The sequence below is a fragment of the Pseudoalteromonas obscura genome, from assembly GCF_030135505.1.
Taxonomy (GTDB): domain Bacteria; phylum Pseudomonadota; class Gammaproteobacteria; order Enterobacterales; family Alteromonadaceae; genus Pseudoalteromonas; species Pseudoalteromonas obscura.
This window is the reverse complement of sequence record NZ_JASJUT010000003.1, coordinates 450,047-462,392: the sequence shown is the minus strand read 5'-3', so window position 1 is coordinate 462,392 and position 12,346 is coordinate 450,047. Positions and strand designations below refer to the sequence as shown.

Below are 12,346 nucleotides of genomic sequence, written 5' to 3'. Positions count from 1 at the left end.
CGCTATAAATAGGATAAATTAAGCTCCATGAAAAATAAGAAAATATCTAAATACTTAAGTTTGATTCTTCGCCATAAGCCTGAGTTGGCTAATGTCCAGCTGGATGCCCAAGGTTGGGTTCAGATAGAGGAATTGATTGAAAATTCAAAAGATTTTTCACTATCGTATGAGCTTATTCAATCCATCGTAAACTCAAATGACAAACAACGCTTTGCAATAAGTGAGGATGGTAAAAAGATCCGCGCCAATCAAGGACACTCAGTTCAAGTCGAGTTAGGCCTAGCGCCAATAACCCCTCCTGATATTTTATATCATGGCACGGCAACTCGGTTTATGCGGTCAATTAAGCAAAGCGGGTTGATAAAAGGTGAGCGGCACCACGTTCATTTAACAGAATCTAAGCAGACTGCGATAGCTGTTGGAGAGCGTTATGGCAACGCGGTGTTGTTGGGTATCAAAGCGAACAGCATGTTTCAACTGGGTGCCAAGTTCTATAAAACCCAAAACAATGTGTGGCTAGTGGACCATGTCCCTGCTGATAAGCTTTTATTCGACAGATAAATACAATTAAGGAGTTGTTTTGAACGGACCAAATCCAGACAATAAATCCCCTTTAACCGGGTTTCCTCAGGTTGGCTTTTTAAAAAACTTTATAAACTCTGACAATATTCTAGTGGGAGATTACACCTATTATGATGACCCCGCTGGCCCTGAAAACTTTGAAAAAAATGTGCTTTATCATTTTGATTTTATCGGCGATAAGCTCAAAATTGGAAAGTACTGTGCAATTGCCACTGGTGTCAAATTTATAATGAATGGTGCCAACCACAAAATGTCAGGGTTTTCGACATACCCCTTCCAAATATTTGGTAATGGCTGGGAAAAAGTAATGCCTCAAGATGGAGAGTTACCTTATAAAGGTGATACAGAGGTAGGGCACGATGTATGGATTGGCTACGAGTCAACAATTATGCCCGGAGTAAAAATTGGTAATGGTGCCATTATTGCCAGCAAATCGGTGGTCACTCAGGATGTTCCGCCATATTGCATTGTGGGCGGTAATCCTGCTCAAGTGATAAAAAAGCGCTTTGAGCAAAATATCATCGATGCGCTGCAAGATATTGCTTGGTGGGATTGGCCTGCCGATAAAGTGACAGAGCACCTTGAGGCGATTGTAGGAAGTGATTTGGAACAACTACGCAAGGCAAATAAATGATGCAAGAGAAGTTGGATATTCAGTTTAAATCCTTGAAAAGGTATAAATTAAGTTTTTCACTTTTGGTAGTAACATTACTGTTAAATTTAATTACCTTAGTACTCTTTGTGAATGGTAGTGATAAATTTGTCGGTTTTACGGATTATATTAAAGTGAGTTATATGGCATTTTTCACTGTGCTATACGCATATTTTATATACAGCTGGAAAAACAAGCCTTTGTTTATTGTAACGCCATTGCTCGCAATGAGTTTACTGCAAATTGTAACAGTCAAATGGCAACAGTGGAGCTTTGGACTGAACCCATTTTCCGTTATTGGCCTATCACTCAATTTTGATACGGTCTCTATTTCGGTCAACTTGCTTGCAATAGTGATGGTGGGGTTAGCATGGCAGTGTAGGGTGTTTAGACATAAAGCGTACATAGGTTAGTGGTAGACGCTTGAATGGGTAAAACAACAGTTATAGCAATCAGTGGTGTGTCTGGGAGTGGTAAAACGTCACTCGTAAAACGTCTTGCAGAAAAGTTAGACTGTCCATATCTAGTATTCGATGACTATATTGATGCGGATACTTATCCAAAAAATATGAAGCTTTGGCTGCAAAGAGGTTGTAATGTTGACGAAATAACGACCCCACGTTTTGTTGCTGCGCTCAAGCATTTAAAGCTTCATACCAAAGCCCCTTTTATTGTGATTGAAGAGCCGTTTGGACAATGTAGGAGCGCTATGGCGCAGCATACCGACTATGCTATTTTGTTGGATATACCACTTGAGATCTGCTTGGCGCGAGTGATCTCAAGAAATATCAACAGCCCGTACAGTGATTCACTGACCGCCATACCAAAATACCTATCGGAATATGAAGACTACCTAAGAGATGTCTATTCAAATGTCCTTGAGCAAACTCGAGACAGCTGCGACCTAAGAATAAACAGCGTCATGCCCAAACAGGCGTTGGCCGACTTTGTTCTGCAAGAGCTTGTAGTCAATTGCTCATTCAAGCACACTGATCCCCCCCTTTGAATCAGAGATCATACTTAACCTGAATTGTATTCAACATAGATTGCCAGGCTTTTAATAGCCGTAATTTATGAAGAACACCAAAATTTTCTAACTCATTGAAAATATTTGCAATAAAAAAGTTCGAACGGGCCCGTTAGGACGATAACTTCGTATTTATCAAGCACAATAACACCAATAATTACAATGCACGTTTGAGTCGTCAGACATCGAAAGCTATGGCAAAGCGTGATGCTGATAAACAAAATATGGATAGGGGAAGAATATGACAAACACAAATAAAATGACCAAAGGCACTACAAATTGGGATACTAGGCTGTTCTTAATCGCTGGCGTTTTTATGTTAATAAATACAGTGTGTTTATGGCTCAGGCATTTTTCAGGATACCAAATGTCGTTACTTTGGGCGGCAATCCCGGCGATCATCGGACTTGCTTCAGGTGTTTTAGGTATTCTCAAGTTATATCCACGGGTATCTATCCAAGCCCCGCTATATGCCCGAGGTGGGGCTTGCTTCGCTTATATTTCTAGCGCATCGTTGTTGATTGCTACGATATGGATTTTTATCTCTTCAGTGTTTGGTGAGGGCATTTCGGATAGTCGATCGTTTGGCTTTTCGTTGCTTATAGGGAGCTTTATGATTTGCATGGTTATATCGTTTATTTTCAATGCAGCTGCGTTTTTAGTTAACCGAGTTACACGTAGTATCGGACTTTTACTGTTGATCCCAGTTGTATGTTGGGGAGCGATGCTTGCTGTAATTGTTACTCAAGGCTTTAATGCTGGTTTGTCGTTAGATTTTTATACAAACGGCGTGATTGGTTGTGCATTTCTTCTTATCGCAGTTGTGACTGCAAAAAAAGGTTGTGCCACAATGCGCTAGCTTTTCCTTTTCGTAAAGCTGTGATGTTTTGTACACTTCTGGCTTTTAGAGCATTGAGTTGGTGATTCAATATGCTTTAACGTTCATTTTCTGTTTATAATATTGGTGTATATTAAATCTAAATAAAATAATAAATAGGTTGTGCAATGATTAAAGTAGTTATGCTTTTATTTTTAGTGCTGATCCCTTTTGTGTCGAATGCGAATGTGTCAATAAAAACGGCGAATGATTCTGGGAAAGAAATTAAAATAAAAAATACTATACATGAACTTTTATCTAAATATGATATTGAGCGCTGGGTTTATACTAAAGATATATTGGTTAATGAAAGTGCAAGAGTGCCACACAGCCACCCAGTACTAACCATGAATACCGCTGATGCTTATTTAAAAAATGATATGAAAGTGCTATCTACCTTTCTTCACGAGCAATTTCACTGGCATGTGGTATTGAACGGGAAGGGGACTATCGATGAGTTTCAAGGGGCAATCAAAAAGGAATTTCCTAAAGTCGAGTATCAAAGGCCATTGGGCAGCGGTACGGAAGGTGGCACATTGACACACCTGATTGTTTGCTATTTAGAATATCGCGCAATGTCTTCACTTATTGGTGAAAGCGGTGCAAGAAAACTGCTTGAAAAGAATGAATATTATACGTGGATTTACCAAACAATCTTAAATAAAGAAAACCACACAAAGCTTGATAAACTGGTTCAAGAGCTCAATTTGACCATTTTTACAAAAGGTAAAAAGCCAGCGACTGTATAAATCAATTTATTGTGATGTGACTACACGCCGTTAATTACAGGTTGTTACTCAAATCTCCGGGAGTTAACGGCCTTATTTGACATTTCCCAAAAGTACGTTTTTGGGGGTTATACTATATTGCTTGTCTCATATTATTGCTGCATTTGAAAACATCACAGTGTTTTTGTGGTTAAATAGCTGTTCTAAATATGCGAGCACAATTATTATTAGTATCGTTATGTTTGCGGGTTAATTCATCGCTGGGTTAACTATGCATACCGGTAATGACGATAATGTGGTGGGATAACATGACAAAGGAGTATACATTCTATGACGCATTACAGAAAAGCAAACTTATCGGAGTTGCCCAATTTAAAAACATTGTTATGGAAACATGGACCAAACGAATGGAATTATCTGACCCCTGCGGGTGTCGATGATGAGTTTGCATTGATCGAGTGTGCCAGAGCTGATGCTGTGGTGGCCTTGGAAGCGGATGAAATAGTTGGTATGGCCGTTTTGATTGATGGTACATCGAGTCCTGATTACCTTAATAAATATGCAAACTTAGAGCACATGTCCTTTATAGGTGATGTTGTCGTATCAGCCGAACATAGTGGTAAGGGAATAGCCACACAGCTTTTGAATCACTGTCTTGATTTAGCCAAAAATAAGGGGGCGAAGTCAGTCTTAATTGAAAGACATGAAGAAAACTTAGCTTCAGCAGGGATGATGAAAAAAGCAGGGTTTTCAATTGTTGATACTTTTCATGATCCACAAAAGCGCAGCGCAGGTTCACAAAATAGTGTGATATTGGCTATTCACTTCTAAAACAAGCATACAAAAAACTGGCGAGCGAGCAGAGCAATCAATAAATCCACATTTAACTAAAGTCTAAAAAAACCTAGTCATGGTGTGGCTCGTTAGTATGTTGGTATTCATTTGGCAGCAATTGTAGCGGCCAAATGAATTTATTAATAGTTTCGAGTATTTGTAAGGAAACTTTGTTTAGCTAAAGCCTAGCTCTTTGGTTAAGGCCATCGCAGCTGACCGGTTAGGAGCGTTGAGCTTTTCTAGGATTTTCGCAACATGGTTTTTGACTGTGTACTGGCTAATTCCTAAGATCATGCCAATTTCTCCATTTGTCTTGCCAGATGAAATCCAGTCCAGAACTTCTTTTTCTCGATTCGTCAGCGACTGAATGGGAGAGCGAGAGGTTTTGTCATTTTGATAGCGAGAAATTTGAGCTTTGTGCAGATAGGGCAGTACTAACTCAATTAAGTAAGAAGCGGGCGCAGTTCGATTGGAACGCTTATTGTTGAACGCGACCAGCGTCAAAAAGTTTGAATTTGGATTATCTAAATCATAAATAGTGATATCAGATAACGGGTTTCTATCCTTACATAAGCTCTTTAATAGATTAATATTTTTGAATTTTTTTACCTTAGCAACAGTGAGTAAATCCTCTTTAAAATCCAGTGGAAATGAGCGTAAAAACTCTGTTTTGACCTCTAAGCTGGATTTATCAATTAAAGCTAAATACAGCTCATCCGATTCGGCAAACGACATCGCTTCTTGAAATACTATTCCATCTAGTGAGCGTTCAACAATTGACGTTTTAAGCAACTCTATTGCTTTAAGTACGCTAGAAAGCTCTTTTGTGCAGCCCAAAAACATATGCATTCTCCTTTACAAATACGATTTCGATAGGCGTATCGACTTTTCTGATGTTCAGTAAGTACGATTGGTGACGGTACCTATTTAATTAATCGTGTGATTAATTAAACATGAACGGCTAATTGATATCAACGAAAAGTGAACGAATTGTGTGGTAAATGAGTGTTAAAGTTTAAAAAAGTGTCATTTTATGTATTTGTGACGGTTATTAATTTTTTTATATGGCTTATTTTTAAACAAAATAGCAAAGCGGTTTTTTTCTTTAACTTTATGTTTTTTAAGTAAATATAGTCTTGGTGCCTATTGTTGAGTGAGTTTTTAATTTGTCAAGTTGATCTATGTCAAATGTAAGTAGGTACAAAATAAGTTAATCCTCAGTGCAAGCGCAATGCTGTTTAAAACTTCCACAAACGACAAATTAGGCTCTTTCCCTAATGGTCCAATCAGACTATTCGCAGGGCTATTTTTCGTTTGTTAAACTGCGAGTCATGATTGCAGGGACATAAAAATACCATGATAGAAAAATTGAGACAGCCGGCAACCTGGCCGCTTTACTTCACTTTGCTGATTTATGCGACCTTAATTTGGATGCAAGGGTTTTCAAGCGCAATGCTACAGGTGTTGCAAGAATTCGAAATTGCGTTGACTATGGCGCTGGGTTCTTTTGTTGCGGGAGGGACTGCGCTTGGAGGTGGAGCGGTAGCTTTTCCTGTCATGACCAAGGTATTGGCTATTGAGCCGAGTACTGCCAAAGTATTTTCTTTGGCCATTCAAAGTTTTGGTATGACAGCAGCGACAATTACAATTTTGTGTCGTCGCATACCGATCTATACCAATTTAGTTCTACTGGCATTGCCAATGTCAGCCTTTGGTGTTGTTTTAAGCTTAATGTTTGTGGCACCTATCGCACCTCGATTACTTGTAAAGTCAATTTTCAGCTTTTTACTGTTATGCTTCGCGGTCACCATGTTATTGCGTTGGTGGCGAAAAGCGCACCATCAGCACAGCGCACAGCGGATTGAACCAAATACTTTGCGATTCATGGTGGTGGCGTTTGTTGGCGGAATTGCCAGCGGGTTAGTTGGATCTGGCTCTGATATTGCGTTATTTGCCCTACTAGTCATTGCCTACAATGCGGATATTAAAAAAGCGACCGCAACGTCTGTCGTTGTAATGGCGTTTACATCTTTGATTGGCAGCGCCATGAATGCTTGGTATTTAGGTGCCATTACACCTCAAATAGAAAGCTATTTATTGGCCGCTATTCCTATTGTGGTCGTCGGTGCACCGCTAGGAGCATATGTCTGCTCGAAAGTTAAAGTTGGCCAACTTGTGAGTTTCTTATTGCTGCTTATCGTTTTAGAAGTGTCTTTTACAAGTTATGAATTGTGGTCTGGAAGTGTCTTGTCCTGAACAAAGTTTAAACATTTGTTTGACTGTAGAAGCGACTTTCTATTTAATTAACCATGCGATTAAAAAAATAAGAATACATAATGGAATCAAAGACCACAAAAAAAGTCACACGGGGCCGTCCTGTATGCGAAATTAAGCAAGCTGAGCAAAAAGCTAAGCTAATCTTCTCTGCTAAGCAATTACTAAATATTAAGTCTTACAGCCAAATTACGATTCGAGATATAGCCTCTGAAGCCAGCATCAACTCGGCAATGATTAAGTATTATTTTGGTGGTAAAGAGAACTTATTTGTTGAATTAATACAGTCTATCGCAGATGAGCAGTTTTCCCAGTTTGAAGATTTGGGGGAGCATAAAAAGCCTGTGTATTTATTTATTCGCCGCTTTGGCGAAATTTTACAGTCTCACCCTGGTATTGTGCATTTATTAAGTGAAGAAGTTCTAAATAAAACGACTCCGTTAGCTCGAGCTTTTATGGCTGCATTTCCTGCTCGAGTATCTAAATTTTTACCACCACTTATTCAACAAGAAACAGGCATTTCAGATACCAAAAAAGCGAAGTTAGCCGCTTTTCAGCTCATTACACTTTTAGTGTCTCCCTATATTTTGAAAACCTTGCGCCAGCAAGCTTGGCAAATAGATGATACTGAGATCCAAGGTGAAGCGTGGGCAAAGGATTTATACCGGCATTTCATATATGGACTTAAGGAGAGTAACACCAATGAGGTGGAATCTTAGCGCAAAAAAAAACCTACCTATCGCCGCACTAGCGGGGGTAGTTCTGATGTTGTTAGTTGTAAAGTTAACATCATCGACCAAACATAGTGATATAGAAGAAATTGGTCAACTTGCCCAGTATCAGGTACTTGCTATGCGGGCTATCAGACCTGAAATTGTGGGGTATGGCAAGGTAACACCAAATATTCAGCTAAACAGCCTTGCTCAAGTGTCTGGGGTGATAACTTATTTGCACCCGGCCTTAAAAAAAGGAGAAATCTTCAAAGCGGGCACTTTGTTGATAGAAGTTGATGACAGTGACTATCAATTGCAGTTAGCCAAGTCAGAAGCGGGTTTAGCCAGTGCGGAAGTTGAACTGGCTGTTAAGCGAACGGCTATAAAAAACAATCAACTCGATATCAAGCTGAGCGAGCACAAATTAAGAATTGCGAGCGATGAATATAGGCGTTTAAAACGCTTATTTGACAATTCAAGCGTATCTCAAGCGGAACTGGATAAAGCGCAACAAAATATGCTGGCACAACAGCAAGGATTGCAGCGTGATTTAAACCAAAAGAATGTACTGCCATTGGAAGTTAAAGCACTGCAAGCTCAGGTAAAAAAAGCTCTGGCAGATGTTAACAAAGCGCGTATTGATATAGAGCGCACCAAAATTCATTTACCATTTACTGGCCGTATTCACCAAGTCAACGTTGAAAGGGCGCAGCTGGTCTCCAAGGGGGCGAGCTTGTTTCGTGCCAGTGACATCAAAAAAGTACTGATCAACGCTCAATATACCTATCAGTCGTTTAACCAGTTCTCGGGCTTTTTCAATCGGGCTCCGAGTATGCAAACTATTTCAGAGCAAGGTATGGCAAGTTACCTGAAAGAGCAGGGACTAGAGGCAAAAGTTGAAATACTTGCGCAACCTGGTGTCTATTGGGAGGCATCAATTGAAAGACTCAGTGATGAAATTGATCCTCAGAGCCAGACGGTGGGCGTCGTAGTGTCAATTAGTGACAGTTACAAACAAATAGAGTTAGGTGAAAAACCGCCACTACTTGCAGGGATGAGAGCAAAAGTCACCTTGTCGGCAAGTGAGCAAGATTTTGTTGTGGTACCAAGGTATTTTATTAGAGATGGTCATGCACTTATAGCGAGTGATGAAAACAAATTAACTAAGGTGTCTTTACGTGGGGCAATAAAGCAGTCTGGCAGCTTTTTGATTGATAACCCCGAACTAAGCGGCGCGAAACTCATCACCACGGATTTGTTCCCCGCAATTGAAGGCACTCGATTGAATTTAACTGCTTCCGAACAACTCACCGATGTTGCCAACAGGGAGCGTCATCAATGATCCGTTTTTTTATAGCTCACCCTACGGCGGCAAATATATTAATGATGTTGTTTTTGGCCATTGGTCTATTCAGCTTGCCACAGATTAAGCGCGAAACTTTACCGCAAATTGAGACTTATCAAATCGATATTTTGGTTCCTTACCCCGGTGCGACTGCAGAAAATGTAGAGCAGAAGATTTGTCTGAGCTTGGAAAATGCACTCGATGGTATTAGCTTCATGGAAGAGCGGCACTGTGTAGCTAAGCAAAACCTTGGCCAAATGACGGTCAAAATGTATGAGCAGGGAAACTTTGAACAGTTTACCACCGACGTGAAGAATGCCATTGATACCATTGATGATTTTCCACCTCAAGTTGAACAGTGGACAATCCAAGAGCGCGGTAGAACACAAGAGGTGGTGAGCATAGCGCTTGCGTCAAAACACAACGATCTGTCTCGTGTAGAGTTGAAGACATTGGCGGAAAAAGTCAAACAACACTTACTACGGGACCCAAATATACCCATTGTTGAAATTAATGATTTCTCAAAGCACCAATTGAGAGTTACGGCGTCACAAGAAATGCTTCGCCAACACGGTTTGAGTATGGAGGAACTTGGAAAGCGAATAACTGGGCAAAATGTTGAATTACCTCTTGGGACACTCAATACGGCTTATGCAGATACTCAGATCCGGTTAATGGACGAAAGAAAAGACACCGAAGCGCTCAGTGATATTGTTGTAGCGTCAGGGACACAAGGCAATGATGTGACCATAGCTGATCTTGGCCAAGTGCAAGACATGTTTGAAAGAGATGAAAATCGAATTTATTACAATGGCCGTCAAGCTGCCATTTTAACGATTAAAAAGAATTCTGTAGACGATAGTTTGAGAGTACTACAGGCGACAGAAGTGGCATTGGCTGACATCAGAGTGAACTTACCTGACAGCGTTTTATTGACATTAACAAGCGACAATACCAGCTTAGTTAAAGATAGGATTTCGCTACTAATTAGTAATGCGTGGCAAGGGTTGCTGCTTGTGTTTGGTGTGATGTGGCTATTTTTCTCATTCAAATATGCATTTTGGGTAGTGATGGGCCTCCCTGTATCATTCTTAGCAAGCTTTTTTTTAATGCTGCATTTTGGTATCTCAATCAACATGCTCTCAATGGTGGCTTTACTGCTGGCACTCGGTATTCTGATGGATGATGCCATTGTGATCGCTGAGTCCATAGGTACCAAAATAGAGCAGGGTTTAGCCGTAAAAGAAGCGGTATTACAAGGCACTATGGTGGTTTTGCCTGGGGTTCTTTCTTCTTTTGTCACAACCTTGTGTATTTTTATTGGTTTAGTGTTTATCGAGGGAAATTTAGGACAAATTTTAAAGGTGATACCAATCGTGCTTATCTCGGTGATCACGGTATCGCTGATAGAGGCGTTTTTAATTTTACCAAACCATTTAACCCATGCATTGCAATCTAAAGCTAAAGACACGGCACTATCGAAAAAAGTGGCGACGATCCGCAGTCGGTTTGAGTGCAAATTTAGGCGCTGGAATGACGCTATCCTCGGCTTAAACAATCGCCTTATTAAGTACAGGTACTTGGTGATTGGAAGCGTGATCGCGGGCTTTTTGTTCTCGTTGAGTATGTTGGTATCGGGTACCTTAAAATTCACGGCGTTTCCCGATATTGATGGCGACGTGTTGCAAGGGCGGCTGTTGATGCCAAACGGAACTCCCTATGAGGTGACACGGCAATCAATGAAAAAGATTGAAGCTGCATTACAACGCACCAATAAAAAGCTAAGTGAGGACGAAGAAGCTCAATTGGTACAGGCCATGACCATCACCTACGGAGAAAATCCCGACTACCAGGATCAAGGGGCGAATTTGGCATACATATCTGTTGATTTACTGAGCGCAGAGCAGAGAAATACGAGCATCCAAGCTTTTTCTGATATGTGGCGGGCGGAGTTGGGAACTTTGCCTGAAGCGCTGGCATTGTCCTTCAAAGAGCCAAAACTTGGTCCGCAAGGCCGTGCGATTGACGTTCGATTGATGGGTGAGGACAGCACTGAACTTGCTCATGCGGCCTATGATCTAAAGATTTGGCTAAAAGGATATGAAGGGGTACAAAATATTACTGATAATTTACGACCAGGTAAGCCTGAATATACTTTAACTTTAAAACCCGGGACGCTGGAATTAGGGATTAATTCAGCTACGATTGCCAATCAACTAAGGCCTGCATTTCAAGGTACCAAATTGTTGGAGACGCACATTGGACTTGAAGACTACGAAGTAACAGTCAAGTTGAGTGAAACCAGTATGGATGAGTACAGCGACTTTGATAATTTTCCCATTATTCATCCGGCCTCTCGGGTGGCTATTCCCCTTTCTGCATTGGTTGATATTGAACAAACGCGCGGCTTTGCGGTGATAAACCGCATTGATAGCCTTAGTAGTGTTTCTGTTTATGCAGATGTTGATAGTGAACTCAATACCGCGTCAGCTGTGGTTCAAGGTCTGAAGAAGGAGTTTTTATCTGACTTGCAAGCACGTTATCCAAGTTTGATTTATAGCATTGAGGGTGAGGTCAAAAACGCAGGGATAACTCAAAATTCAATGCGTCGAGCAATGCTTTTGGGCATGATTGGCATATTCTTGCTACTCGCACTGCAATTCCATAGCTATGTTGAACCTCTTATTGTGATGGTTTCAATTCCACTTGCAATGATAGGGGTTATTTGGGGACATTTTATTATGGGGATCAACTTCTCTATGCCGTCGCTAATGGGGTTTATTTCACTTGCAGGCATTGTCGTAAACGACTCAATATTATTGGTTCAATTTGTGAAAAGTCGGGTGAAACAAGGTTTGAGTGTGCATGATGCCGCCGCTCAAGCAAGCCATGATAGATTTCGCGCCGTGGTACTCACATCTGTCACAACTATCGCAGGGATGACTCCATTACTGTTTGAAAGTAGTCTACAGGCTCAGATATTGATACCACTGGCGACCAGTATTGTTTTCGGCATTATGGCATCTACATGTTTGGTGCTTTTGGTACTACCTTGTCTTTACAGTATCTTAGAAGATTTTGGTGTAGCAAAGCCACACACATCCCATAAGTCAGTCCACGTCTAAACCTTCCGCGTGCATATACTGCGCACTAAGATATGCACGCAATTAATCTTCACATTAAAACCCGCATCAACGATGGCACAAGAGTGCCGTTGAGATACTCGTTGTGAAGTGAGCCCTTATTGATTTATATGGTGGGTTTTATCTATTAGTTCGTTGTAGTGGGCAAAACTCAGAGCGTATTTCAATATG

General features: G+C 40.7%; 12 protein-coding genes. 11 read left to right on the top strand and 1 reads right to left on the bottom strand.

What is annotated here, in order from left to right:
* Positions 1 to 27 precede the first annotated feature (27 nt).
* The 7 genes from QNM18_RS10025 to QNM18_RS09995 all read left to right on the top strand — a co-directional run bounded on the left by QNM18_RS10025 (position 28) and on the right by QNM18_RS09995 (position 4,697).
* Positions 28 to 561 (top strand): RNA 2'-phosphotransferase, encoded by a 534-nt coding sequence (locus tag QNM18_RS10025; protein WP_284137088.1) that lies wholly within the window; start codon positions 28 to 30, stop codon positions 559 to 561.
* Positions 562 to 580: 19 nt separating this feature from the next.
* Positions 581 to 1,216, top strand: coding sequence for a Vat family streptogramin A O-acetyltransferase (locus QNM18_RS10020; RefSeq protein WP_211010351.1), 636 nt, complete (start codon positions 581 to 583; stop codon positions 1,214 to 1,216).
* Positions 1,213 to 1,647, top strand: a complete 435-nt coding sequence (locus QNM18_RS10015; RefSeq protein WP_284137087.1) for a hypothetical protein — start codon at positions 1,213 to 1,215, stop codon at positions 1,645 to 1,647. The genes QNM18_RS10020 and QNM18_RS10015 overlap by 4 nt, the downstream gene beginning before the upstream one ends.
* A 14-nt stretch (positions 1,648 to 1,661) precedes the next feature.
* A complete protein-coding gene (locus QNM18_RS10010; protein WP_284137086.1) occupies positions 1,662 to 2,240 on the top strand; it encodes a nucleoside/nucleotide kinase family protein in 579 nt (192 codons plus the stop codon).
* A gap of 262 nt (positions 2,241 to 2,502) precedes the next feature.
* Complete coding sequence (locus QNM18_RS10005) at positions 2,503 to 3,120, top strand: hypothetical protein (protein ID WP_211010348.1); 618 nt, start codon at positions 2,503 to 2,505, stop codon at positions 3,118 to 3,120.
* 146 nt (positions 3,121 to 3,266) lie between these two features.
* A complete protein-coding gene (locus tag QNM18_RS10000) occupies positions 3,267 to 3,887 on the top strand; it encodes a hypothetical protein (RefSeq protein ID WP_284137085.1) in 621 nt (206 codons plus the stop codon).
* 309 nt (positions 3,888 to 4,196) lie between these two features.
* On the top strand, positions 4,197 to 4,697 hold the full coding sequence (locus QNM18_RS09995; RefSeq protein ID WP_284137084.1) for a GNAT family N-acetyltransferase: 501 nt from the start codon (positions 4,197 to 4,199) through the stop codon (positions 4,695 to 4,697).
* Between the two features lie 177 nt (positions 4,698 to 4,874).
* Here QNM18_RS09995 and QNM18_RS09990 read toward each other — a convergent pair whose 3' ends face one another.
* Complete coding sequence (locus QNM18_RS09990; protein ID WP_211010345.1) at positions 4,875 to 5,543, bottom strand: helix-turn-helix domain-containing protein; 669 nt, start codon at positions 5,541 to 5,543, stop codon at positions 4,875 to 4,877.
* A gap of 513 nt (positions 5,544 to 6,056) precedes the next feature.
* Here QNM18_RS09990 and QNM18_RS09985 point away from each other — a divergent pair.
* From QNM18_RS09985 to QNM18_RS09970, 4 genes are all read left to right on the top strand, one after another.
* On the top strand, positions 6,057 to 6,956 hold the full coding sequence (locus tag QNM18_RS09985) for a sulfite exporter TauE/SafE family protein (RefSeq protein ID WP_211010344.1): 900 nt from the start codon (positions 6,057 to 6,059) through the stop codon (positions 6,954 to 6,956).
* An 80-nt stretch (positions 6,957 to 7,036) separates the two neighbouring features.
* A complete protein-coding gene (locus QNM18_RS09980) occupies positions 7,037 to 7,693 on the top strand; it encodes a TetR/AcrR family transcriptional regulator (RefSeq protein ID WP_284137083.1) in 657 nt (218 codons plus the stop codon).
* Positions 7,677 to 9,029 (top strand): efflux RND transporter periplasmic adaptor subunit, encoded by a 1,353-nt coding sequence (locus QNM18_RS09975; RefSeq protein ID WP_284137082.1) that lies wholly within the window; start codon positions 7,677 to 7,679, stop codon positions 9,027 to 9,029. The genes QNM18_RS09980 and QNM18_RS09975 overlap by 17 nt, the downstream gene beginning before the upstream one ends.
* Positions 9,026 to 12,157 (top strand): efflux RND transporter permease subunit, encoded by a 3,132-nt coding sequence (locus QNM18_RS09970; RefSeq protein ID WP_284137081.1) that lies wholly within the window; start codon positions 9,026 to 9,028, stop codon positions 12,155 to 12,157. Before QNM18_RS09975 ends, QNM18_RS09970 begins: the two co-directional genes overlap by 4 nt.
* Positions 12,158 to 12,346: the final 189 nt, after the last annotated feature.

Bases quoted from the DNA above. Each gene is read 5' to 3' on its own strand.
- QNM18_RS09970 (WP_284137081.1), top strand. From the start codon at position 9,026: ATGATCCGTTTTTTTATAGCTCACCCTACGGCGGCAAATATATTAATG.
- QNM18_RS10010 (WP_284137086.1), top strand. From the start codon at position 1,662: ATGGGTAAAACAACAGTTATAGCAATCAGTGGTGTGTCTGGGAGTGGT.
- QNM18_RS09995 (WP_284137084.1), top strand. From the start codon at position 4,197: ATGACGCATTACAGAAAAGCAAACTTATCGGAGTTGCCCAATTTAAAA.
- QNM18_RS10025 (WP_284137088.1), top strand. From the start codon at position 28: ATGAAAAATAAGAAAATATCTAAATACTTAAGTTTGATTCTTCGCCAT.
- QNM18_RS10000 (WP_284137085.1), top strand. From the start codon at position 3,267: ATGATTAAAGTAGTTATGCTTTTATTTTTAGTGCTGATCCCTTTTGTG.
- QNM18_RS09990 (WP_211010345.1), bottom strand. From the start codon at position 5,543: ATGTTTTTGGGCTGCACAAAAGAGCTTTCTAGCGTACTTAAAGCAATA.
- QNM18_RS09985 (WP_211010344.1), top strand. From the start codon at position 6,057: ATGATAGAAAAATTGAGACAGCCGGCAACCTGGCCGCTTTACTTCACT.
- QNM18_RS09980 (WP_284137083.1), top strand. From the start codon at position 7,037: ATGGAATCAAAGACCACAAAAAAAGTCACACGGGGCCGTCCTGTATGC.
- QNM18_RS10005 (WP_211010348.1), top strand. From the start codon at position 2,503: ATGACAAACACAAATAAAATGACCAAAGGCACTACAAATTGGGATACT.
- QNM18_RS09975 (WP_284137082.1), top strand. From the start codon at position 7,677: ATGAGGTGGAATCTTAGCGCAAAAAAAAACCTACCTATCGCCGCACTA.
- QNM18_RS10015 (WP_284137087.1), top strand. From the start codon at position 1,213: ATGATGCAAGAGAAGTTGGATATTCAGTTTAAATCCTTGAAAAGGTAT.